General features: G+C 45.6%; 30 protein-coding genes and 1 pseudogene. 3 read left to right on the forward strand and 28 right to left on the reverse strand.

Annotated features, from left to right (window positions below):
* Positions 1 to 26: 26 nt before the first annotated feature.
* Positions 27 to 410 carry a hypothetical protein gene (locus HRQ60_RS18695; protein WP_172198689.1) on the reverse strand — a complete coding sequence of 128 codons (384 nt, stop codon included), beginning with the start codon at positions 408 to 410 and terminating at the stop codon, positions 27 to 29.
* Between the two features lie 152 nt (positions 411 to 562).
* Here HRQ60_RS18695 and HRQ60_RS18700 point away from each other — a divergent pair, with 152 nt between their 5' ends.
* Positions 563 to 949 carry an SET domain-containing protein gene (locus HRQ60_RS18700; protein ID WP_172198692.1) on the forward strand — a complete coding sequence of 129 codons (387 nt, stop codon included), beginning with the start codon at positions 563 to 565 and terminating at the stop codon, positions 947 to 949.
* A gap of 183 nt (positions 950 to 1,132) precedes the next feature.
* Here HRQ60_RS18700 and HRQ60_RS18705 read toward each other — a convergent pair whose 3' ends face one another.
* From HRQ60_RS18705 to HRQ60_RS18810, 22 genes and pseudogenes are all read right to left on the reverse strand, one after another.
* Positions 1,133 to 1,768 carry a GyrI-like domain-containing protein gene (locus tag HRQ60_RS18705; RefSeq protein WP_172198695.1) on the reverse strand — a complete coding sequence of 212 codons (636 nt, stop codon included), beginning with the start codon at positions 1,766 to 1,768 and terminating at the stop codon, positions 1,133 to 1,135.
* A gap of 18 nt (positions 1,769 to 1,786) precedes the next feature.
* Positions 1,787 to 2,128 carry a hypothetical protein gene (locus HRQ60_RS18710; RefSeq protein WP_172198698.1) on the reverse strand — a complete coding sequence of 114 codons (342 nt, stop codon included), beginning with the start codon at positions 2,126 to 2,128 and terminating at the stop codon, positions 1,787 to 1,789.
* Between the two features lie 25 nt (positions 2,129 to 2,153).
* A complete protein-coding gene (locus HRQ60_RS18715; protein ID WP_172198700.1) occupies positions 2,154 to 2,603 on the reverse strand; it encodes a DUF1569 domain-containing protein in 450 nt (149 codons plus the stop codon).
* A 146-nt stretch (positions 2,604 to 2,749) separates the two neighbouring features.
* Entirely contained in the window at positions 2,750 to 3,400 is a 651-nt protein-coding gene (locus HRQ60_RS18720; protein ID WP_172198703.1) for an SGNH/GDSL hydrolase family protein, read from the reverse strand.
* A gap of 296 nt (positions 3,401 to 3,696) precedes the next feature.
* Positions 3,697 to 4,083: pseudogene (locus HRQ60_RS18725) on the reverse strand (dihydrodipicolinate synthase family protein); the annotation flags it as partial.
* Positions 4,084 to 5,100, reverse strand: a complete 1,017-nt coding sequence (locus tag HRQ60_RS18730) for an NAD-dependent epimerase/dehydratase family protein (protein ID WP_172198771.1) — start codon at positions 5,098 to 5,100, stop codon at positions 4,084 to 4,086.
* Between the two features lie 121 nt (positions 5,101 to 5,221).
* The gene (locus HRQ60_RS18735) at positions 5,222 to 6,595 is read right to left on the reverse strand and encodes a GGDEF domain-containing protein (RefSeq protein ID WP_172198706.1); all 1,374 of its coding nucleotides are present in this window, start codon (positions 6,593 to 6,595) and stop codon (positions 5,222 to 5,224) included.
* 77 nt (positions 6,596 to 6,672) lie between these two features.
* Positions 6,673 to 6,981, reverse strand: a complete 309-nt coding sequence (locus HRQ60_RS18740; protein ID WP_172198709.1) for a hypothetical protein — start codon at positions 6,979 to 6,981, stop codon at positions 6,673 to 6,675.
* 28 nt (positions 6,982 to 7,009) lie between these two features.
* A complete protein-coding gene (locus HRQ60_RS18745) occupies positions 7,010 to 7,744 on the reverse strand; it encodes a hypothetical protein (RefSeq protein WP_172198712.1) in 735 nt (244 codons plus the stop codon).
* 29 nt (positions 7,745 to 7,773) lie between these two features.
* Complete coding sequence (locus tag HRQ60_RS18750; protein ID WP_172198715.1) at positions 7,774 to 8,334, reverse strand: AAA family ATPase; 561 nt, start codon at positions 8,332 to 8,334, stop codon at positions 7,774 to 7,776.
* Between the two features lie 94 nt (positions 8,335 to 8,428).
* Positions 8,429 to 8,731, reverse strand: a complete 303-nt coding sequence (locus HRQ60_RS18755) for a hypothetical protein (RefSeq protein WP_172198718.1) — start codon at positions 8,729 to 8,731, stop codon at positions 8,429 to 8,431.
* 245 nt (positions 8,732 to 8,976) lie between these two features.
* On the reverse strand, positions 8,977 to 9,600 hold the full coding sequence (locus tag HRQ60_RS18760) for a lysozyme inhibitor LprI family protein (protein ID WP_172198721.1): 624 nt from the start codon (positions 9,598 to 9,600) through the stop codon (positions 8,977 to 8,979).
* On the reverse strand, positions 9,590 to 10,207 hold the full coding sequence (locus HRQ60_RS18765) for a nucleotidyltransferase family protein (RefSeq protein WP_172198724.1): 618 nt from the start codon (positions 10,205 to 10,207) through the stop codon (positions 9,590 to 9,592). Before HRQ60_RS18765 ends, HRQ60_RS18760 begins: the two co-directional genes overlap by 11 nt.
* Positions 10,208 to 10,376: 169 nt before the next feature.
* The gene (locus HRQ60_RS18770) at positions 10,377 to 10,823 is read right to left on the reverse strand and encodes a hypothetical protein (protein WP_172198728.1); all 447 of its coding nucleotides are present in this window, start codon (positions 10,821 to 10,823) and stop codon (positions 10,377 to 10,379) included.
* Entirely contained in the window at positions 10,795 to 11,604 is an 810-nt protein-coding gene (locus tag HRQ60_RS18775) for a DUF5984 family protein (protein ID WP_343044743.1), read from the reverse strand. The genes HRQ60_RS18770 and HRQ60_RS18775 overlap by 29 nt, the downstream gene beginning before the upstream one ends.
* A gap of 6 nt (positions 11,605 to 11,610) precedes the next feature.
* Positions 11,611 to 12,399: a nucleotidyltransferase domain-containing protein gene (locus HRQ60_RS18780; RefSeq protein ID WP_172198734.1), complete on the reverse strand. Its 789-nt coding sequence runs from the start codon at positions 12,397 to 12,399 to the stop codon at positions 11,611 to 11,613.
* Positions 12,396 to 12,986 carry a GNAT family N-acetyltransferase gene (locus HRQ60_RS18785; protein WP_172198737.1) on the reverse strand — a complete coding sequence of 197 codons (591 nt, stop codon included), beginning with the start codon at positions 12,984 to 12,986 and terminating at the stop codon, positions 12,396 to 12,398. The genes HRQ60_RS18780 and HRQ60_RS18785 overlap by 4 nt, the downstream gene beginning before the upstream one ends.
* A gap of 51 nt (positions 12,987 to 13,037) precedes the next feature.
* The gene (locus HRQ60_RS18790) at positions 13,038 to 13,673 is read right to left on the reverse strand and encodes a Type 1 glutamine amidotransferase-like domain-containing protein (RefSeq protein ID WP_172198740.1); all 636 of its coding nucleotides are present in this window, start codon (positions 13,671 to 13,673) and stop codon (positions 13,038 to 13,040) included.
* A gap of 310 nt (positions 13,674 to 13,983) precedes the next feature.
* The gene (locus tag HRQ60_RS23505; protein ID WP_216671643.1) at positions 13,984 to 14,565 is read right to left on the reverse strand and encodes a hypothetical protein; all 582 of its coding nucleotides are present in this window, start codon (positions 14,563 to 14,565) and stop codon (positions 13,984 to 13,986) included.
* 90 nt (positions 14,566 to 14,655) lie between these two features.
* A complete protein-coding gene (locus tag HRQ60_RS18800; RefSeq protein ID WP_172198743.1) occupies positions 14,656 to 15,132 on the reverse strand; it encodes a GNAT family N-acetyltransferase in 477 nt (158 codons plus the stop codon).
* Positions 15,123 to 15,569 (reverse strand): hypothetical protein, encoded by a 447-nt coding sequence (locus HRQ60_RS18805; RefSeq protein ID WP_172198745.1) that lies wholly within the window; start codon positions 15,567 to 15,569, stop codon positions 15,123 to 15,125. Before HRQ60_RS18805 ends, HRQ60_RS18800 begins: the two co-directional genes overlap by 10 nt.
* 65 nt (positions 15,570 to 15,634) lie before the next feature.
* Positions 15,635 to 16,165: a hypothetical protein gene (locus HRQ60_RS18810; protein ID WP_172198747.1), complete on the reverse strand. Its 531-nt coding sequence runs from the start codon at positions 16,163 to 16,165 to the stop codon at positions 15,635 to 15,637.
* A gap of 124 nt (positions 16,166 to 16,289) precedes the next feature.
* Between HRQ60_RS18810 and HRQ60_RS18815 the strand changes: the two genes are divergently transcribed.
* Positions 16,290 to 16,664: an IS5 family transposase gene (locus HRQ60_RS18815; protein WP_172198749.1), complete on the forward strand. Its 375-nt coding sequence runs from the start codon at positions 16,290 to 16,292 to the stop codon at positions 16,662 to 16,664.
* Positions 16,665 to 16,672: 8 nt separating this feature from the next.
* Positions 16,673 to 16,909 carry a transposase gene (locus HRQ60_RS24145; RefSeq protein WP_425501713.1) on the forward strand — a complete coding sequence of 79 codons (237 nt, stop codon included), beginning with the start codon at positions 16,673 to 16,675 and terminating at the stop codon, positions 16,907 to 16,909.
* 299 nt (positions 16,910 to 17,208) lie between these two features.
* Here the strand turns inward: HRQ60_RS24145 and HRQ60_RS18825 are convergent, their stop codons facing one another.
* The 5 genes from HRQ60_RS18825 to HRQ60_RS18845 all read right to left on the reverse strand — a co-directional run bounded on the left by HRQ60_RS18825 (position 17,209) and on the right by HRQ60_RS18845 (position 20,802).
* Positions 17,209 to 17,586, reverse strand: coding sequence for a retropepsin-like aspartic protease (locus HRQ60_RS18825; protein ID WP_172198751.1), 378 nt, complete (start codon positions 17,584 to 17,586; stop codon positions 17,209 to 17,211).
* Positions 17,587 to 17,829 carry a hypothetical protein gene (locus HRQ60_RS18830; RefSeq protein WP_172198753.1) on the reverse strand — a complete coding sequence of 81 codons (243 nt, stop codon included), beginning with the start codon at positions 17,827 to 17,829 and terminating at the stop codon, positions 17,587 to 17,589.
* Between the two features lie 282 nt (positions 17,830 to 18,111).
* Positions 18,112 to 18,765 (reverse strand): hypothetical protein, encoded by a 654-nt coding sequence (locus HRQ60_RS18835; RefSeq protein WP_172198755.1) that lies wholly within the window; start codon positions 18,763 to 18,765, stop codon positions 18,112 to 18,114.
* 1,045 nt (positions 18,766 to 19,810) lie between these two features.
* Positions 19,811 to 20,269, reverse strand: a complete 459-nt coding sequence (locus HRQ60_RS18840) for a hypothetical protein (protein ID WP_172198757.1) — start codon at positions 20,267 to 20,269, stop codon at positions 19,811 to 19,813.
* Between the two features lie 149 nt (positions 20,270 to 20,418).
* Complete coding sequence (locus HRQ60_RS18845; RefSeq protein WP_172198759.1) at positions 20,419 to 20,802, reverse strand: hypothetical protein; 384 nt, start codon at positions 20,800 to 20,802, stop codon at positions 20,419 to 20,421.
* Positions 20,803 to 20,899 lie beyond the last annotated feature (97 nt).

Raw genomic sequence — 20,899 nt, forward strand, 5'->3', positions numbered from 1 at the left:
ACCTCCCTTTGTCGATGGTCGAAGTTTCATGAAGACTTTTTCTCCGCCGGGCCGTTCGGCAGATCGTCGCCGGGATACTGTTCCAGATAGCCGTCGCTGAGCGCATACCGGGTGAAGAAAGAAAGATCTTCGTCGATGATTGTCAGATCGAAGATTTTCTGCCCCGTACTTTCCAGGCGCAGGTCGTAAGTGCGGATTTCTTCCTCCACATCGTCAAGCAGAGTCAAGACAACCTGTCTGACCAATTCCCCATGCTCATGCAGCAGCCATTCCAGGCGCGCCGGCATCCGATTCTCGATCATTCTGCCGTAGCAGTAATATTCAATCTCATGAGAGGGCGTGTACTCGATACAGGCGTAACGCTCTGCGCGGCTGCCCGATATGATATAGTCTTTTTGTGCGTGGTCCATATGTCATTCCCCTTTTGTATGTAAACACTCGGATACGCACAGCGCCTGCACAGGCGAGGCATTTCCTTGCCGTTCTTCGTCGGTTGGGCTACAATAATGGGTGCGCCCGGACGGGCCGAACGACCCAATCCAAGAATTGCGAAGGTGAATCCATGATCGAAATCAAACATTCCAAACTCAGCGGCGGCGAATTTACCCGCGGCGTATTCGCTACCCGGGATATCGCCAAAGGCGAACTGATCCATGAGGCGCCTGTTGTCGCTTACGACAATGACGACCATGAACATATCGAGAAAACGATACTGGCCGATTATGTATTTGAGTACGGAGCCAACCATACCGCAATTCTGCTCGGTTACGGCAGCCTGCTCAACCATTCCTATACGCCCAATGCGACGTACGAGATCAGCTTTGAGAAGCATACCTTCGATTTTTATGCCTATACCGATATCAAAGCAGGCGACGAAATTCTGATCAATTACAACGGCGAAGAAGATTGCGACGATCCGCTGTGGTTTATGGAAGAAAAGAAGCAGTAAGGCCGCCTGCTTTGGCACTTTGGCTGCTGCTCCTCTCATTTGGTTCAAAGGCCGCCCTTCGGGCGGCCTTTTTCCTGTTCTTTCCTCCATCGTAACAAAAGCCCTTGCCCGAAGGCAAGGACCGAAAACAAACGATTCCGCAGGCGGAAGACACGGACACGGCAGAAAACGAATCACGCCGGTTTACGAATCCGTACGTTTCGCTTCCACGGCAAAACGCAGTACCGTTTTGCGTTTCTCGGGCACGGTTTTTCTCGGATCCGACAAATAAATCTCCCGGTGCAGCTTGCTTTTGCGTGTCCATCCGTTTTCTTCGCAGAACGCTTCCATCCGGGCAAAGCTGGCGGGCTCGTCTTCGAATCTGCCGAGATGCATCATCTGGCAGCTAGGACCGTCTTCCAAGGTTTCAAAACGCAGGTCGTCCAGTCTCGGGTTGGGCTTTTTTTTCTTCGTTTGTTCGAAGAAACGTGCGTATTGTTCCGGGGTCAGAAAATCCGGCTGACGGATCATGATCTTGAACTTCAGATTGCTTTTGTCCGTCGAAGGTTTCGTATGGTCGACCAGATCCCAGATTCCTTCCAGCGGGAATACGGTGTACTCGTAGTAACCGGCCGGTACGTTATCGCTTTTGTAGGACATTTTTACCGCATAGGTCAAACTGTACAGCGCTCCGGTCGATTCGGCGAAAGGGGCTGCGTTCGGGTCGCCGGTTCCTTCGATCGAGATAAACGGCATAGAGGGCACATCAATGATTTCGGGCACGGTTTTGGGTACATAGAAAGCCTTGTAGTCTTTTTTGTAATCGATTTTCCCGCTCATTCCTATTCCGCTCCTCTGTCAATCCGAATGTGATAAAAAAGGATTTGGCCTGCCGCCCGGATGCGCCGGATTCGCGGCCAGCCAGTTCACCATAAAATCGAACAGCTCCAGCGAATATCGATGATCGTTCCGGCTCCCCGGCAGACTTGGTTCAATCTGCGCGACGCTGCTCTGGATATCGACCGATTCGATAAACTGCACAAGTCCCGGACAGAACTCGTTCAACGCGCGGAAATACCGCTGCTGCGGTTCGATAAAGGTGAGGTTCAGTTCGAATCCTCTTCGCTGGCGGGCTGTGAAAGCTGCCGAAGTCGTCGTCTTGCCGGCTGCGCTCGCTCCTTCCATACTGATTATCGTCATCTTGATTCTCCTTGCCGTTCCTGATTCACACGCCAAACTGCTTCAGGTGATGGTCCAGATGTTTGTACAAGCCTTTGCCCCATTCCTCGGCGGACAGCCGGCCGAAGAACGGATGCATCTGCTTTTCGCAGGACTGCGGTCCTTTTTCTCCGAGGCGCTCGATCTGCCGCAGCAGCCGTTCTTTCTCGGGATTGAACTTCCGCTCCCCGTCCATCAGAATCGCCGGAATAGTGGACATATTCAGAGGAAGCGGCTTGTCGTTGTAGAACACCGGTTTGGCAAATCTACCGATCACCCGCCCCAGCCCGCTTCGAGGAACCGTCGATTCCCCGGTCGCAATGTCCTGAAAAGCGGAGCAGTGCGCCAGCATCTGTGCCGGATTCATCTTTCCCCAGAGCGGCCGAGCATCCGGGCTCAGCCGCTCGATCCGCAGCCGGATTTCCTGCATGGCCGAAGATTCGAATAGATTGTTCATCCCACAGCTCCTTTCTAAAAACACCCAACAAGTGTTCCCATTATCATAATTCGCCGGATTCCAGAAATATCCTTCCGGCTCAGAGCCAAATTAAAAAAAATGACCTGCAGCTTTGCACAGGTCATTCGCTCTGCCTTTGGCAGCTTTTAGTCCCACCGATAACCGACCGCTTGCAGCCATTCCCGGGCGATAATCATATGTCCGGTCTGCGAAGGGTGAACCCGGTCCGCGGCCAGTTCCAGGGAATAGTGATGCTCCAGGTAACGGTCGAACGCGGATTGAATATTGACGAACCTGGTGCCCTGCCGCTCGCCGATCCGCTTCACGGCGGCCCCATACGTTAGACTCATCTGCCGAAGAACATCATCCGGGCTGCTCTCGATAAAGAAAGGGGTCATAAGCAGAATCTCACGCACGCCCGAAACTTTGGCTTCCTCAACCAGCTTCTCAAGCGTCTCTTCGTACTCGCCCAGCGAAACATGGCTTTCCGTCAGCATACGGCGGTTATAGTGCCTCAATATATCGTTGATGCCGATCATGACCGATATCCAGTCCGGCCGCAGATCGATCACATCGGACTGCCAGCGTTCCCGAAGTTCGCGTACGGTATTGGCGCTGACGCCCATATTGACCATACGCAGGTTCAGCTTGGGATAGGTCGAATCAAGGAGAGCCTGGATCTGGGAGACGTAACCGCTGCCCAGCGACTCTCCTTTGCCTTCCCCTACCGGACGCATGCGCCCGCAGTCGGTAATCGAATCGCCGATCATCACCAGCTTGGTTCCCGAAGGGATCATGGATGATGGGTCGGTTCGGCAACCGGCACCCAGGCTCCTTCCTGCGAAGCGGAAGCCGCTTCCGCCCGGATCACCGCCAATGTGGCGGCTGTACTCTCGGGCGTGCAGACCGCAATCGGCCGATCGCTCAGCACGGCGTTCAGGAAATAGACCAGTTCGCCGTAGTATCCGCTGTCCGCCGAAAGCTCGGGGACGAAGCTCGGTCCGTCATTGGGATTCACGGTCACCTCCGCACCGTCGAACTGAATGTTGGCACGCTCAAAGTTCACCCGATATCCCATATAGAAGCCGAAATCCCCTTCAAAACCGCCCATACTCAGCAGCCCGGCCTCATACCCGAGCGCGGCGGCCGTCTGCGCTTCGCCCAGAGCCTGCTCGGTCGGCCCGCATATCCCGGCTGCTTTGAGAAACGGCCGGCTCAGTTCCGCACGTTCCACTTCTTCCGCTGCCAAGCGCAGGACCGGTTCGTACAAACCGATAGACGGGTCGCGGATTTCGAACTGCGTGGAGTGTACGCCTACCGCAATGCCGCCCGCACCGGAAGCGATATAATAGCGCGTCAGCGCGCGCTGATGGCGTTCATCCAGCCTGCGCCGTTCGTCCAGAGCCAGCGGATGCGCCGGAATGACAAGACCGTCATGCAGCGCTCTGCCCATTTCGGGCGACAGGGGCTTGTAACCCATCTAAAAGTTCCCCTTTCTCTCCTGAAAATGCGTCGGTTTATTCCAGGTTTCTCCCCCGTTCAGTACCCAGTCGGTGGTCCAATCGATCATCTGCAGGAGAGACACCTGCGGGTAGCCGAACAGCTGATGCGACTTGGACGCGTTGCTGAGCAGCGCCGTATCCGACTCCGCGCCTTCGAAGACCGGTCGTCGATCCAGGCGCCTGCCGATCTCTTCGGCGGCCCAGCGGATCGACATCGTCTCCGGACCGGTAATATTAACGATATTCGGCGGGCAGCTGCAGACACTCAAACATCTCAAAGCCATCTCATTGGCGTCTCCCTGCCAGATCACATTCGCATGTCCGGTCGTGAGGGAAATAGGCTGTCCGTTTTGTACGGATCGGGCCAACTCCAGCAGCACCCCATAGCGCATATCGATCGCATAATTCAGCCGGTAGATCACCATCGGAATCCCGTATTCATGCGAAAAATGTTCAAAAATGCGTTCTCGTCCCAGACAGGACTGGGCATATTCCCCTGTCGGCGCGGGAACGATCGATTCCGTCACGCCGCCGAGGCCTACCGAAGTAAACGGATACACGTTGCCGGACGAGAATACGACGATCCGCGAATTTTTGAACTTCTCCGCGACTCTGCCGGGCAGATACGCGTTCATGGCCCAGGTAAAATGTTCGTTGCCGGTCGTTCCGAATTTGTTTCCGGCCATATAAAGAACATTTCTCACTTCGGGCAGACTTTGCAGCTCTTCGTCGTTCAGCAGATCGCAGACCAGAGTCTCGACTCCGGCTTCTTCCAGTTCGCGCCTTGCGGCTTCGTTGGAGAAGCGAGAGACGCCGATGACCCGTTTGCGGGTGCCGCCCGCACGGATCGCCTGAACGGCCAGCCGGGCCAGACTCGGCCCCATCTTGCCGCCCACGCCCAGCAGCATGAGATCGCTATCCAGTGCCGCCAGCTCGGCAATCAACTTATCCGAAGGCTGCGCCAATTTCATTTCCAATTCCGCAATCGTATCTATATCTGTCTCTCCTTTGCCGGGCCGAATGCCGGATGATTAGATCCAGTATAGCCGCTGCTTTTCATTAAAGACAGGACTTTAAATAGTCTTTAAATTACAGCAAAACAGGGAGGTTCCCCTCTTAACGGGGCCTCCCTGTATCGAATGAATTGACCGATCTTCCCGCCAACAGAACCAGCCGATAAATCTGCCGGGGTCTTCCTTTGGGTACTTTCTCCATGCCGGAAATTTCCACCAAGCCGCTCTCCATCCACTGCAGCAGCAGCCTATGCATACTCCGGACGGTGATATCGAGGATATCCGCCAATTCATGCACGGTATAGTCGGTAACGCCGGTTCGGGCGAAACGGTTCATCAGTCGACTCAAATACGCGGATGTCATGCCGGCTTCTTCGGCTGTCCGGATCAGTTCCGGGTCGGTCAGCGCCGCAGCCTGCTCCACAGGAGCCGCCATTTCGAGCGGTCCGATAATGGAGTGGTCTTCCCGCAGAATAAAGCAGGCATTGCCTCCGGCTTCTTTGGATCTGCGCAGAGCGCTTCGGGCCAGCGTACCTGCTTCGTTGGCCGAACGTCCGAAGCCCACCCCCATACTCAAAGTCAGACCCAGACGTTTATTGGCGCTGCGGGCCAGCGGAATCGACTTGTAGCCGCCGGTTTCCCGTTCGAAGATCCCCCGTGTCGTAAAAAACAAATATTCGTCGCTGCCTATAGGCGTCAGGCAGCCGTCCAGCGATTCCACGTAATCGAGCAGGGTGCGGTGGATCTCCAGCTTCAACTTCTGGATTTCGTGTTCGGATGAATGCTGCTGGACGGATTTGCCGAAATTATCGACATTCACCATGCCCACCACGATCTGCGCTTCTTTGCTTTTTCTCGTCTCGGTCGACAGCAGCGCCCGTTCCAGCGCTACCGTAATATTGGAATCGGTCGGAACCACCCATTCGTTGGGAATTCCGAGTTCCGTCAAGGCCCGCGAGACAGATTCTTCCGCCGTCAGCGCCGCCTGGCTGCCGCCTTCTTCATACTGCTGCCGATGAAACCGGATCAGCTCTTCGCTTGGCGTATAAGAAGGTCCGTCGAAATACACGGCCGTTACCAGAGTCTCTTCGATTTCTTTGAACGCGTTCTCGACCATGGGCCTGCTCAGCGTATCGATCGTCAATCGAAAAGAAGACTCCAGTCCCTGTTTGTTTTTCAACCGGTACAACGCCCGAAACAGCCCGGTATCCGTAAGCGGCACGTAATGCACAGGGATGCTCAGCCGCGTCTCCTGTCTGACTCTGCCATAAGGCATCGGTCCCGACAGAAGCAGCACTTCCGCTTCGGCTGCCGTCTCTTCCGCCAGACGCGGGACTTCTTCTTCGGTGCAGCCCCGCGCGATCGGGTCGAAAGAAGGGAAGTTGCGAATTACTGTGACCATTTTCTGAACCAGTGCCTCCGGGCCGATCAGTCCGATCGGAATCCCTTTGGCCGGCGTGCTGCTGGAGTTGGGCATCACGAGACTCCTTTCGGGCTGGATAGGTCGCCGGTATGCAGTATGCGGCGGTTCAAGCGACACGGCTGCCGGGAACTTCAGCCTTCGACGATATCCGCGCGCAGGTCGGTGGCAACCGCAATCATCCGGTTAACGACTTCTTCATCCGGCGGTGCCACATACAAATCCCCCGCATACAAGCGAAAAGGAATAAGCTTGTCGCCCTGCTGCCACATAAAAAAGTCGCCTTCGATCGACATGCGGCTCTCGGGTCCGTTCACCGTCAGCGTATCGGAATACGCAAAGCCGGGTTTGGAAGCAAAATAGTCCCGGCACTCTTCGAGAGAAAGTGCAGGATTCGGCTGGTCGGCCTGCATGGATCTGGTGATACGAAAACGCTGATTCATAACGATGATCCTCCGTTGTTTGAAATGGTTATGCTCTGTTCTTTTTGATTCTAGCATACAGCAAACCGCCTATTGCGAGTACCAGAACCGCCGCGGCTGCAGCTTGAAGAAAAAGGACAGGCTTGGGCGAATCCGCAGTCACGGAACTTCCGCCTACTTGAATCTCCTCCTGCTCTGCCGGGTTCCCTGCCTGCCCGATCGGTGAATCCGTATCAAAAGTACGGATCCACTGTTCAAAACTCTCCCGATCAGATACTCGGTTCGTATTCAGGTCCAAGAAAAACTCCTGTTCTTGATCTCGGACATAAAACCCTCTAATGGCATATCTTTGGTCGTGTACGTACTGTACAGTGCCGTTGGATCCGGCCTGCCGCTTCGCTTCTTGAAGATGTTCGACCAGATCGGACTGACTGCTGATATTGAAGATCGTCCACCCTTCCGGCTGTTCTTCCGCCTCAATCGTTCCGACGACTTCCCGATTCAGAATCAACGGAAATTCATATCCTTTTAAGCTCAAAGAAGCGTCTTCCGCCTCCACTTGATACACGGCAGCCCCTTCGCCCAACTCCGCGCGGCTGAAATCTCCATCTGTTTTAAAAGCGGCTTTATCCGTATTTAGCGAATACGCGTACTGGTCTTGAAACTGCTTCGCTATGCTTGTCTTGACCGAGTCCGGCGCGTATTCAATCGGAGAATCTTCCTGTGCCGAGACTTCGAATCCGTTCCCCGGTAGAGAGGCAAGAAGGATCGTCAAATAGATCATAATCCGAATCCGGCGATTCACCTTCCTCTTCACAGCCCAAACCTGTCTTGGATCATCCGTGCGGTCTGCTCGGCGTCCAAATCCATCGTGTTTATCTTCATATAGTTGGGATGGCTGATCTCTCCGGGACGTGAATTCAGCCGATATTTTTCGTGGGTTGCGATCAGCTGGCCTTCCGACCATTCGATATCCCGCTTGCTCGGTTTATGCCTCAATCGATTCTCGGTTGTATTGCGCTGTTTCCGTTCTTCCAGATCCGCTTCCAGCTCGACGAGATATACGGTTCCGCCTCGCGACTCGAACAAGTTCGAGATTTGCCCGATATAGTCCCAGTCACTTTGAAGATCAAATGCCCATACAAAAGTGAAGATAAGTCCTTTCAGATCACTTTGGGACACTTCCTCAAAAATCTCCTGCCTGATCAGACTGACGAGCCGTTTTCCGGCAGGCGTTCCATAATCAAAAAAGGAGGACACCAGATCAATCGACATATGGTTATGAAACAGCTTCAGCCCTGTTTTTTCCGCCAAATGCTGCCCTACGGTCATCTTGCCTACCGCTTGAGGCCCGAAAACAATTACAAAATTCATAAGCACAAGCTCCTTTTCGCACAGAAATTTATTTTGATTTCGCCTTGATAACCGGAGAGTGAGCCGTAGGCCAGAACGTTTTTCAAGACCTGAACTACGGCATCCGTACATAAGTATTTTCAATCCCTATCCTTTCCTTCAAATTTCCTGCACGCGCATAATAATGGGGTTGATCCATTTGGATGACACAGATAATATTGCCCGCTTTGCCTGGCGAAAGGTTCGTTAACTGCAAATATTCGTTGTTGTCATAGATATACGAAACCAGATAGTCATAATAGTCTTCGGATTTATCTGTCACATGGAGACCTACCCCATACAAGCGGACTGTTGTGCCTGCCCAGATCGGATCCATGTCTTGAAGCTTCTCCAGAGGAACCCAAACGTTCGTATTCATCCGTTCATTTCTCCTATCGATTCCGAAGCTGGGAAACCAAGTCATCTAACCGTTCGATCACGAGGCCTATGGCTCCGGAATCAAAAGCCCGATGATCCATCAGTTAAAGATTAATCTTCTCCGTCAGCCCCTGAAATGACGGCAGGCCACTGCCAATCAGAACAGGAGAAATCGTAATTTTGATTTTCGCATGACTACTCCTTTTAAGAAGTAGTCATTTAAAACCTTTCGACCAAAGTTCAACGCTATTTTTTACTTGAATATAAATACTCGACTTTACGATCCAGCAAATATCGATATTCAAACAGCTGCATCGTTCTTTCCCTGATTCTTTCCTTTGTAACCCGGCTTTGGCTCACCACTCCTTGCGATCCCAGATAACCGTTATAAATAAACGTATCCTCTACAAATTTCGTTTCTTTTAAATGATACTGCAGCCATTGCTTCTGCGATTCCATTAGTGCTTTTCTCGATTCGCGATCCAACTTGGCAAGAAGCTTTTTGTAGATCTGGTTCAACTCTTTATCCCAAATCTCTGCATATTTACTTTCCAAAGCTCCCCATTCCAAGGTTGTCATAATCTTGGTGGTGTTTTGAAAAGCATCGAACTCTCGTTCATAATCTTGATCGATAGGATTTCGATGCATTTCCTCATAAAATTCTCCTTTGAGCTCATAATTCCCGACGTTCATGGATAGCCGTTCGTTGTCGGAAGAATCCGCTCCCTCACCGATATTCCCTGGATTAGGAGGCTGTTCAGAAGCCGTTACGGGTTGGGCTGCGCTGTTGGAAGCAGTCGATGGAGGATGACTTTGACAAGCCGAGAGTAGTGCCGATAGGAGAAGCAATAAGAGTCCCTTAACTTTCATCAAGGATCTCCTTCATCTTCAGATGATTCTCTTTGCTCAGTGAAAACTTCAGCAGCTCGGCGTCATATCCTTTTCTCCGAAAGACATCGAGTATACTTGCAATTCGATCTTCAAGTCCTCTGTTTAGATTTGTTTCCAACTGGATTTCCAGCGGAAGTACAGGTATCGGTGTATCCTCCATGGTGACCTGCTTGATGTACGGCCAAATAGCCGGACCGTTCTCCCATATCCCCGTTTCCGGCACATATTCAATATCGTGAGCGGGCTTGATATTTGCTATTTCCACTTTGACGCCTTGAATCAGCAATCGGGCAAATGTCCATATATGATTAGAAGGATCTTCAAAAGTAAGGACACGATGTGATTTGGTGGAGATCCAAGTGGACATATCCGGATTTTCCGTGGGCTGCGGCTCTCCCAAGAAACCTTCAAACGCAGATATGAGCTTCTCGACATCCACGGGGTTTTGCAAGATCACATCGATATCGTTGGGTTGGATTGACGTACAGCCATTGATCACTGCAGCCATCGACCCTCCTATGACGTAGGGAATACCTGTTTGATTTATTTTTCTTGCGACTATAGGAAGTACATTCATGATAGGCATTAAGAGTCTCTCCTTAGCGTATCCAACTGAAGACATTCAGCGGTTCATGCAACACTTGTTCCTCGTATTCCATGTCTCCCAGCACGTGAGACACAAATTTCAATACATTTTCGGCCTTCCCTTCATCCAGACCGATTATTTTTACCTGGGTTGTGATCGATGACTGTTCTCAATGAACAAACTGTAACTGATTGGAGTTTTTCTTTTTTGCTGCCAACAAGATTTCCTGGTCTTTCTTTTCATTTTCGACAGCGGATAGGGCCACAATCTCAATCTCAGTATCTTGGAATAGAGGTTTCCAATCCGGCTGTTGTGCTCTTACCGCTATGTCTGCGAATAAATCGTTAATGATGTTTTTCTGTATACTCGCAGCCGGAATCTTCTCTCCTTCGAAACGCATCGCGATACGCACCAACTTATCCGAACTACTATAAGTATTGCCAGAAAATATTACAAACCCAGGATACTTGTTTATCAGTTCAGAGGTCGCTTCTTCTATAATCAGACTGCCTGCCTGAGTTTCCGGAAAAGGTTTGGTTTGGCTGCATGCGGGTCTATCCCGCGAATACGTAGGGCTTCCCAAATCATTATTCGCTTCGATTTCTTGAAATTGCACGGATCTGTTTTAAAATAGAGTTCCAGTCTGGAGAATCCGCATAGAATAATCGTTTATTTTCGAGTTCGGTAATCCGTTCTTCATAGTGAATTTGATCCGCAAGGATCTGTTCACGATCTATGTGTACGTGTTCCGGTTTGTTTTCGAATAAATCCGAAATTTGTTGACGCATATCCGCAGCAAACGCCTTGAAACTTTTTATTAACGAAGTCATGAATTCCTGATAATCACAAGAGAATACGGCTTTGGGTTTGTCCCAAAATGGAATCCCCTGCTCATCTCGATAGGCTGCAATCCAATAAACATACAGTTCATTCCCGTTTCTTATCAAAAAACATTTAGGCGAATCGACCAAGTATCCAAAATCCAAGCTTCTGCCATACAACCATTCCCGTGCGACTTCATAGGCTTCGTAAAAAAGGTCATTATTTTGCTCCTCCGACCCTGCAACCCAGTCTTTCAACGATTGTATATAGGCCTCCAACTTTTTCAATGAATTCACCTGTTGAAAAACCTCATCGGGAACTGGATCTTCTACAAATCGAATCCCTTCACACAGATCTTCAAATATTCTCATGAATGGGTAATCGATAAACCCTAATTCCGGATGTTCATGCCATTTACTCACGATCTCCTTACTGTACTTCGGAAATTCGACTCCTTGAAAATCAAACCAGTAGTACGAATAAGTTAAGCCAAACCAATGTAAAAACTGATTCTGACCGTCGCCCCAAGGTACAATGTCTTTCCATTCTTTTAGCTTGTAACGGATCAGTGACAGTCACTCCTATATGTTCGAGTTGGACTTGCCGGGATTTGGATAGAACCTAGCCGCCATGGTCTGCAGCGCATTCTCAAAATAGCGATAGATTTCTTCTGCCTTTCCCAGAAACTCTTCAACTTGCACATCGCTATCCAAGTAACACGTATACAGATATTCAACCAAATCGGGATCCATCTCAGAGTGGTTGATTATAGCGTTCTTCATCTTCCTAATGTCATCTTCCCAGATCCCCGTATCTTCCAAAATCAAAGAGTATAAAGCACGAAGCAATCTTTTGGAATACCCTTTTATATATCTGTTTTGCAGGGCCGGGCCATCCGCTTCGCCAAGTAAACGGTGCAGACGATCGACTTCTTCCGGAGTCTCCGTATTCAAATCTAAAATGAACGCGGGAGAAATAAGGATCGGGGGGGCTTGTTCACCCATATCCTCACCTTCTACACAAACGCAGATGATCTTAATCCAAAAACCCCACTCATGCGGTTTGCTGAATACATCGTCAATCGAGCAAATGATCGTATCAATCTTGGTGAGGAATGGATATTCTGCCAACAGCCTTTCTTTGATAGAAGACAATTTGGCGTAATCGATGTCTGCGGAATTTGCACATAAAAGAGTGAAGTCCGCATCCGACTGAAACGGTTTAGCCGTTCCTTTTGGAATGGAGCCGCACATATATATGCTGTGAACCTTTTCTTTGAATTCGGTGCGCACTTGGTCGATATACTTCGCAACAAACTCTTTATATTCGCTTTGTATATCTATGTGAGTTATGACTTTTTTCAATATCATATCAATCTCTCCTGTTCCTCGAATTCGCTCTCAAAATCCGATCTTAGTATTGAATACATTCTTTGATCTAAATATTCCCCTTTTATCTTTAATTGCTTTCTAAGTACGCCTTCCATTACCAACCCCAGCTTTTCCATCACTCGATAAGACCCTGGGTTGTTCACATTACACTGAGCTTCGATACGGTTTAGTCCAAGTTCTGAAAAACCATATTTTACAATTTGGCTGGTTGCCTCTGTTATGATCCCTTGATTCCAGTAGTCTTTTGAAAGAACGTAGCCAAGTTCTGCCTTGTTATGGATCGGATCGATCCTGATCAACCCTGTCCTGCCAATCAGTTGTCCGCTTGATTTATAGACGATCCCCCAGTGAAATCCTTCGTGTCTTTTATATTTGTCCAGCACTTTTTGAATGTACTTGATCGAGTCTTCTTTGGAAGTATGCCGTTCCCATGTCGTTTGCGAAGTTACGATTGGATCGGAGGCAATCTGATAGTAATCTTCGGCATCCATCATCGAAAACTTCCTCAGTAATAATCGATTCGTTTCGAACGTCGGAGATTCGCCAAATAATTGTTCGATTCCCATGAGTCATCCTCCCTATCCCTGATTACAATTCTTTCTTCTAATGTTCCTATATCACGGCTTTTGATGTGCTTGATTTATTGAGATCGAGATATATTCGTCATCTTTGAGCCTTGTCACCTGACAGTTTTCCCGGGCTTCAAATTCTACGATTCGCTCTTCAATGGTTTGGTTCGCAGGATCTATAAATATGTCTTCTCGATCATAATGAGGGAAAATTAGCTTGTCAGTTACACCCAATGCCGTCAAATCTGTTAACTGCAGGGTGTTCATCTCTGGAGTAAATGAATTAACGATGTTAATATTCGGCCCTAGTAATAACGTACCCGCACTTACGGCAACTATAATTACATGCTGTGCCGCCAGTGTTTGGATGATTTCGTCAGCCCCACTTTTCCTGGCGTAATACAATAAGGTAAATGGATTGCCGCCATTAATATAGATCACATCTCGATCCATCAGAATTTGCGGATCATCAAATTCGATATCCACAAAATCGATGTGCTGAAAGCCCATGTCCTTGAACTCCTGCATGGCTCTTTGCGCGTGTCTATTATTATTTCTCGTGGGAGAGGCTGTGGTAATAATAGAGACCTTTAACTGAGAAGTGTCCCGATCAATAAACCCCAGAAATTGATGTGTAATGTCTTCCGTACAAAAACCGCAACAGGTTAGCAGCAAGCGGCTCATGGAGATCCCGTCCTTCCGTAAGAGTTTTTGTAGTCGGTAGGGTTTAAACGTCTGTCCACTCCTGCTGACTGAAGTAGTACCAAATCATATGCTCTTTAACATGCTTATGTATATCAATCTGATCTTTATGGTCCTTAATGACTTTTAACGTCTCTATATCTAATTCTCCGTGCAATCCCAACTGCTCCGACAGATCCACAGAATGAATGAGTCTTTCCAATTCTTTGAGGTCATGATTTAGGCTCGCTTTTTCGATATGTTTTATAAAAGAAGAGTTCTTGATCCTGTTCTCCTCCTTCTTATAACTTAGCTAGAAAAGAATTTCTAATTGGTTGTATGAATTTAAGGGTTCTCTATCCATCAGTACATTCGGGTTCTGATCTTCGGTAGATAGGGCATTGATGATATGTAATTCGTAGTACCATTCCCCTGTGTCCTGCGAAATATGTCTTCCGTTATAAGCAATCCTGCCATATTCATTCGTTTTTAATCCAAAAGCCTTCTCCACTAAAGCATGATGAAAGCGATCCACTCTTACCGGTTTGCCACAATCGCTTGAGTAATTGAAGGTCAACAGATATTCTGAGTCTGTTCGTTCAATTTCTATATTTCCTATTCTCCAACTTTTTTGAGAAGGATCTAAAATAGGCGTTCTTTGATTGGTCATCTCAATCCCTTTTTTGTCTTGTACAATAAAAAGCTCATGGTAAGGAAGACCATAACTCGTAGAGCAGCTAAATAAGGACTCAGGGATTGGAAATGCTTTTTGATAATTATTTCGTGCAGTCGAAAAGGGCGCTCCTCTTACTTCCTTGCCCCATCTCATTGTTATGGCTTGAAGAATGAGTCTCTCCTCTTTATTTCCGGTTTTGTATTCGATATATGGATTCATATGCTGCGTTCCTTCCTCCAACTGCTACTCTAACAATAGAGCTGCTTTCTCAATCCCACATTGTTCCTCCCTGCCTGGCGTGGTCTTTAATTAGCGGGTAAACGTTTGTATGGTTTTCCGGTTTTCTATCCGCTCTTCAAATTGACCTTTCGTGTATTCATTAATCACTCTTTTCCAAAATTCCCTTGCTCCTGGATTACTCTCAATCTGATGCACTTCCCACGGCCCTTGATGTCGGTTGAAGATATCAGCTGCCACTGATTTCCCGATCCCTTCCCGTCTGTACTTCTTTAATACGAAAAATTCTGCAATCGAATACTGGCGAAGTCCAAGGTCTTCCGTTAAACGAACTAAAACAAATCCGACATACTTCTCTTCTCGCTTAATCACATAAGCAGCTTGGTCGATTCCTTCTTTAAAATAATCATCCAAAGGGTAAGGACTATACTTCCCATTCTCTTCTACATCTAAATTGAGGAACTCGGAAAAATCATAAATATAGAATTGCATCAGATTATTTAATACTTCTCTATGCCGTTGATTGACTTGTACAGGCTCTATATCCATCTATAAATAGTCCCATTCGTTACTTTAATCTTATTCATGTTTGCCCACTGTTTTAATTCTTCCACATTACGCTCTTCATCATGCTTGAATCTAAAATGTAAATGCATGGCAACGAACGTTCTTCCGGATAGTTTGATCCCAATACTCGGTATAAAATAACCTTGTATAATGATCTTTTCGATTTTGTGTATAGGAACTTCCTTATTATTGATCTTGATTGTATGTTCGGTAATTTCTAAATCTTGATTTTTATTTAAATTCCTCTTCACCAACATCACGACTTGTACAAGGCTAGCCGCCAATAAAATAATAATGAAAAATACAGATAAAACGTCATCATTTTGAAGTATGACTAGTAGTAAATAAGTAGTGAGCATGGCACCGAACATTTGGACGTAGCTGGATCGAGGTACTTTGATATTATATCTTTTGTGCATCTTTCTGTACCTCCTTCCTTCACTTAGCGTCTCTACAGGTTTATCTCCGATCTCTAACTTTCTCTTTAATTTTTCTCTGTTTCTACTTGATCTATAGTCTCAAAAACCCTACTGTAAACATCTTCAATATTAGAAATATTTAATTTGTCATTGGATAATCCGTATCCCCAATATTGGAACTGTTTATCCTTCTGCAAGTAACCGGTAACATACGTCCCATTCTGTATATCAGGAATTTCATCATAACCCTTCTCTTCGTTTATAAAAGGCAAATAAGACTTCTTAGACTCTATGAAGAAAAAGGGGACTCCTGCGTTCTTATACGTCTTCGCATATACCGGATCGGCGGCTTCGGATAAATTCTCCTTAGTAATAAAAATAGCGTCATAACCTGATGAAGAATCTACTTCTTCAAGTTGGCTAAAGGGGATCTCTTCGAAACTGACATTCTTTTCTCTGACAACTGGGGAGTCTCCTATAATGCCAACCGTTATAGGTTTACCCTCGTAAATCGGGGTGTCAACAACATCCGAGGTACATCCAGGTAAAACAACCGATACAGCCAACAAAAAAAGAAACACAACACTTTTATTCATCGATTTATTCCTCCTCTCCACTATTAACGCTTGAGATCCTCTGGTAATTGGTTGTGTTTTTCGATTTTTATTAGGGCCTGTACGCAAACTTCAAGAATGCCCTCAAATCTGTTAAATTAAAGATATGAGACGACGATACGATTTAACCGACGAAGAATGGAACGCTATTGAATCTTTTCTGCCCCCTGAACGAAAAACACAAGGAGGACGGCCTCCGAAAGATCGGAGGCATCGACTGAATGCAGTCCTTTGGGTCGCGCGTACCGGAGCGGCTTGGCGAGATCTGCCGGATTATTACGGGCCTTGGTCTTCGGCTTATAGCTTCTTTTGGCGATTGCAGAAATCGGGAACGTGGGGCAAAATCTTGGAACATGTCGCGATTGAGCCGGACTTCGAACAAATGATGCTCGATACGATGATTGTGCGCGTTCACCAGCATGGAACGGGCGCAAAAGGGGGCAGCACAAGCAAGCGATTGGAAGATCAAGAGGCGGACTGACCACCAAAATCCATGCGGTTGTCGATGCGCTGGGCAATCCGCTCAAGTTCGAGCTAACGCCTGGACAGGCTCACGACTCGGTCAAAGGATACGAAATACTATCTCAGTTCGACCTGTCCAGCCGTGAGATTTTAGCCGATCGAGCTTACGATACCGATACGATTCGGACTCTTTTAAAGGAACAAAACGCAATCGCTGTGATTCCCAGTAAGAAAAAGTGCCGTGTGAAGCAACTTACGACGTAGCGTTTATAAAGAACGACATTTAGTCGAATGCTTTTTCAATAAAATGAAAACTACCGACGCCTAGCGACTCGTTATGATAAGACAGCGAGCATGTTCAAGGCTTTTTTAGATTTAATTTCGATTCGGATCTGGCTTAAATAGGTTTGCGTACAGGCCCTAGTTTTTTATAACGTTCCTGTATTCAAGATCCGGCGTATTCCGGACCCAGGGTATGTGCCCGCAGCGTGAATATATTGTTAAGTGATGTTCCAGTCTTCATCGAATCACTCACTCACTCAATTTCTTATGTTCTTTATCTCTTATGAACGAAATAATTCAAATGCCTTTAGATCAATATTAAATTCGCCTTCAGTCAGTACATCAAGCCCCAAAAGTCCGTTTATGCTGTGATATTTAAATGAAGTAAAGTCTATGTATACATCTTTTAAAATGAAATCTCCTACCTGTATACCCTCGATCTTCTTACTAAATGCATGCTCTTTACCTCCAATCCCATAGCTGGTTATGATGTCATCTTCCATACTCACTTGTATCCCGATTTCATCCACTTCATCTTGTGAAATCAAGGTATGACTGGCTCCGGTATCGATCACGATATTCGATGTTACTTTCTTTTGCTTATTAAAATGGACTGTTATTTCCGTAAATAACAGTCCGTCTCGATATTCAATATTCATTTAAAGACTTCTCCTTAATCCTATATTTTTCCGTACTTTTACAACGATTTGATTTTTGGAAGTATGATAAACCAGCGTCTTATCTTTACTATTCAATAATTCACGCGTAGCTTCTTCATCACTGATCGGGCCAATCACGGCCACATCATCAATGATCTCTTGATTATCATTTTTTTCAGAATGAAGAACTTCAAACTTTACGAATTGGTTCGGGAAAATCCGTTGTACTTCTTGCCATTTCATCGTTGTCCCTCCTGTCTTTTGATGGTTATATTATACCATTTCGCAATCCTACAACTCTCATTGGAATTTCACTAAACGTTCCTGTATTCACGACTCGACGTATGTCGAGTGTCTGGCGAATGCCAGACCTAGGACGAATGTCCGCAGCGTGAATATTATGTTAGGTGTTGCTCCCTTCTTCTTTGACTTCGCAATATAATTCTTTTAATAAATAAACATCGATCCAAAGGTTTTACACCCTCTTTTCGATGCTCGATTCATTTATTACTGATTAAACTGATATTAGATGTCACTCTCTTGTCCTTCTGGTAATATCAATCGTGGAACCTTGTGTTTTTTATTATACTTTTCCAACTCTTCAATCTCTTTCCGAAGATTATCAAGGTTAAACTTATGAGTGTTCAGACTATTTGTGATAACACCTTTTGATTGAGCGTCTACACTGAACTTTCCTTGAGGTTGTCCGACTACGTAATAAAATGATTCTTCGTCGGGTCGACTTCCTCCATTTTGGCTAAGAAACAGAACAACTTCTTCCCCAACGGTAAGCGTAAAGTTAGTAGGCGGATCAATAATATAAATCATATCATCGCTCTCTCCACCCGCCGCCCGCACTTCTAACGTATTTCCCGGCTCTCCTTTATAAACATTTTTGACTTGAATCAAGGTATCTGTAACCGGAAATCCAGCAAAATCCGTCTCAACTTTTTGAGAAAGAACCGTTCCAGAGATAATTGTGTCAGATTCATTGACAAGTTGATTTTTTTTCATTTTTGCAAGTTGAAAATTAGAACGAACAACAGGCTTTGGACTAGGATTAGTAGTAGTTTCACTTATTTCATTTCCTAATCCTATATCATTCCTGGTGCTTCCACATGCTGAGAGTACAATTATACTAATAACCACAATCAGCAATTTGGTGTAGATGATAATCACCTCATTTTATTATGTTTATAGTATTGACGTTAGAAAACCTACAAATGTTATAAATTTTAATCCTTATTTTAATCAAAAAAATTTGAAGGTGAAAATTTTTTAAAGCATGGCTTCACCTCTGCTTTAAAAAAAGGTTTTCAAAACATTGGAAGTTACACATAACGTTCCTGTATTCACGACTCGACGCATGTCGAGTGTCCGGCAAATGCCGGACCAAGGACGTATGTCCGCAGCGTAAATATTATGTTAGCTGAAGTTGGTCACTTCTTTTTCCAAGCTATCATAGATGGTAGCCCTTTCAACTTATTATTTGCTTTATTTTTTCATCCAACCACTTCTTGATAATAAGAGGTTTGTTCCCGTAAGTGTCTCGAATTCACTATACATTTTTTCCCAGGTGGATGAGTATTTATTCGATCCTTTAATTTCGTGTTTTCTTCCATCAGTAAATGAAATAATTAGTCCCCATTGATGTCCATCTAAAATCTGATCATCTACATATTCTTCTTTCCAATCTAAAAATTCATATTTATTAGCTTTCTTTAAAAACCTTTGTATCTTTTTATCTGAAAGATTAATAACATCATCCTACCCGTTATTTTTGAGAGAACTATCTCTTTCTGTAGTATTATCAATATTCCGAGTATATGTATAAAACTTTTTATCTGCAAAATCTATATTATATTCCATATTACGCATACCAAAACTACTGTGATAGATATAGATTTGACTAACCTCATTCATTTTAGATGCATTTTCATTTTCACATGAAATAAGAAAAAAGAAAGGTACTATTATTAAAATGATATTTCGTATTAACCTCATTTTTGCGCATCTCCTTTATCTTAACGATCAGAAACCAATTAATTAGAGCACATTTTTATTTTTTATTTATTGAAGCTAAGAATAAATGATACACAGGACGAATTCTAGCTAACGTTCCTGTATTCACGACCCGACGCATGTCCGGCGAACGCCGGGCCAAGGGCGTATGCCCGCAGCATGAATATTATGTTATCTGATTCAACCATGCTTCCTGAAATACTTACGATCTTTGTTTGTATGAATTATAATTTTGAATTGTTCTTTGCAAGCTTTCTTCATCTTCTTTATCCACTATACTTTTTAGTCTCATATCCCATATAGATAGAGCCAATTCAATACTCAGCATCTTTGCCAGTGTGATTAGTGATTTTATATCTCCCTCAGGTTTATATATGTTTGTTCGTAGCGATAGCGTCCTAACCTGCTCCTCTTTAACTCCATCATTGATTTCAATTTCTATTAAATTTGTTCTATCCTTATAAATGTAGTAACAATCTTCAGCAAACGAATTCCATTGCCTTTGTACCGAGCCTTTCTTTACCTTCCCTGTTGATACTAATTGTTCAACAATCTGATCAAAAGAAAATTCATGAATCCCTACAAAATCAATGCCTTCCTCTGTCATAATCGCTTTATTATCTTGAGGATATAAAATGACTTGGTAATCCCATACTGCCATGAGTAACCTCCAAAATATAAGCTATTATGGTTGTTTCAGATAACGTTCCTGTATTCACGACCCGGCGCATGCCGGGCCAAGGACGTATGCCCGCAGCGTGAATATTATGTTATCTGAAGTTAAGTGCTTATCGAACTAATTCAAATAATTTATCTTGGTTTACCTGTCCAATCATATTTTCTGGATTTAATATTATGACAGTTTGCACATAAGCAATCGAAATCTGCATCCTCTATCTTCCCTTGAATATGATCTAAATGTAATGCTCTTACATCTGGGTAACCACATGATTTACAACGATATCTTGATTCCCTAGCCGCAGTAATAGCTTTAACTCCATACTCATTCTTTAATCTTCCAGTTGTTCTTGTAATTAACCAACGCAATACTACTTTTTCTTTTAATTCAAATAGATTTTCAATCTTGTTATACTCTTTGAGAGAGTATTTAGTTGGACCCTCATCCGTATATAGAAAAGATAATGCTTTTTCATATAAGGCTTTTAACCCTTCACGATTTAAATCTTCGGACACAAAATTTTCGATTCTTCTTTTAGGGCCTGTACGCAAACTTCAAGAATGCCCTCAAATCTGTTAAATTAAAGACATGAGACGACGATACGATTTAACC

Origin of the sequence: Saccharibacillus qingshengii, assembly GCF_013185195.1 — a bacterium.
In the GTDB taxonomy this organism is placed as follows: Bacteria; Bacillota; Bacilli; order Paenibacillales; family Paenibacillaceae; genus Saccharibacillus; species Saccharibacillus qingshengii.

Coding starts and splice junctions, on each gene's coding strand:
- HRQ60_RS18765 (WP_172198724.1), bottom strand. CDS start 10,207: ATGCCTATCATGAATGTACTTCCTATAGTCGCAAGAAAAATAAATCAA.
- HRQ60_RS18745 (WP_172198712.1), bottom strand. CDS start 7,744: ATGATCTATTTGACGATCCTTCTTGCCTCTCTACCGGGGAACGGATTC.
- HRQ60_RS18780 (WP_172198734.1), bottom strand. CDS start 12,399: ATGATATTGAAAAAAGTCATAACTCACATAGATATACAAAGCGAATAT.
- HRQ60_RS18705 (WP_172198695.1), bottom strand. CDS start 1,768: ATGAGCGGGAAAATCGATTACAAAAAAGACTACAAGGCTTTCTATGTA.
- HRQ60_RS18785 (WP_172198737.1), bottom strand. CDS start 12,986: ATGGGAATCGAACAATTATTTGGCGAATCTCCGACGTTCGAAACGAAT.
- HRQ60_RS18825 (WP_172198751.1), bottom strand. CDS start 17,586: ATGAATATTGAATATCGAGACGGACTGTTATTTACGGAAATAACAGTC.
- HRQ60_RS18715 (WP_172198700.1), bottom strand. CDS start 2,603: ATGAACAATCTATTCGAATCTTCGGCCATGCAGGAAATCCGGCTGCGG.
- HRQ60_RS23505 (WP_216671643.1), bottom strand. CDS start 14,565: ATGAATCCATATATCGAATACAAAACCGGAAATAAAGAGGAGAGACTC.
- HRQ60_RS18830 (WP_172198753.1), bottom strand. CDS start 17,829: ATGAAATGGCAAGAAGTACAACGGATTTTCCCGAACCAATTCGTAAAG.
- HRQ60_RS18840 (WP_172198757.1), bottom strand. CDS start 20,269: ATGGCAGTATGGGATTACCAAGTCATTTTATATCCTCAAGATAATAAA.
- HRQ60_RS18750 (WP_172198715.1), bottom strand. CDS start 8,334: ATGAATTTTGTAATTGTTTTCGGGCCTCAAGCGGTAGGCAAGATGACC.
- HRQ60_RS18740 (WP_172198709.1), bottom strand. CDS start 6,981: ATGAATCAGCGTTTTCGTATCACCAGATCCATGCAGGCCGACCAGCCG.
- HRQ60_RS18790 (WP_172198740.1), bottom strand. CDS start 13,673: ATGAGCCGCTTGCTGCTAACCTGTTGCGGTTTTTGTACGGAAGACATT.
- HRQ60_RS18710 (WP_172198698.1), bottom strand. CDS start 2,128: ATGACGATAATCAGTATGGAAGGAGCGAGCGCAGCCGGCAAGACGACG.
- HRQ60_RS18800 (WP_172198743.1), bottom strand. CDS start 15,132: ATGGATATAGAGCCTGTACAAGTCAATCAACGGCATAGAGAAGTATTA.
- HRQ60_RS18700 (WP_172198692.1), top strand. CDS start 563: ATGATCGAAATCAAACATTCCAAACTCAGCGGCGGCGAATTTACCCGC.
- HRQ60_RS18810 (WP_172198747.1), bottom strand. CDS start 16,165: ATGAATAAAAGTGTTGTGTTTCTTTTTTTGTTGGCTGTATCGGTTGTT.
- HRQ60_RS18695 (WP_172198689.1), bottom strand. CDS start 410: ATGGACCACGCACAAAAAGACTATATCATATCGGGCAGCCGCGCAGAG.
- HRQ60_RS18815 (WP_172198749.1), top strand. CDS start 16,290: ATGAGACGACGATACGATTTAACCGACGAAGAATGGAACGCTATTGAA.
- HRQ60_RS18755 (WP_172198718.1), bottom strand. CDS start 8,731: ATGAATACGAACGTTTGGGTTCCTCTGGAGAAGCTTCAAGACATGGAT.
- HRQ60_RS18805 (WP_172198745.1), bottom strand. CDS start 15,569: ATGCACAAAAGATATAATATCAAAGTACCTCGATCCAGCTACGTCCAA.
- HRQ60_RS18720 (WP_172198703.1), bottom strand. CDS start 3,400: ATGATCCCTTCGGGAACCAAGCTGGTGATGATCGGCGATTCGATTACC.
- HRQ60_RS18735 (WP_172198706.1), bottom strand. CDS start 6,595: ATGCCCAACTCCAGCAGCACGCCGGCCAAAGGGATTCCGATCGGACTG.
- HRQ60_RS18760 (WP_172198721.1), bottom strand. CDS start 9,600: ATGAAAGTTAAGGGACTCTTATTGCTTCTCCTATCGGCACTACTCTCG.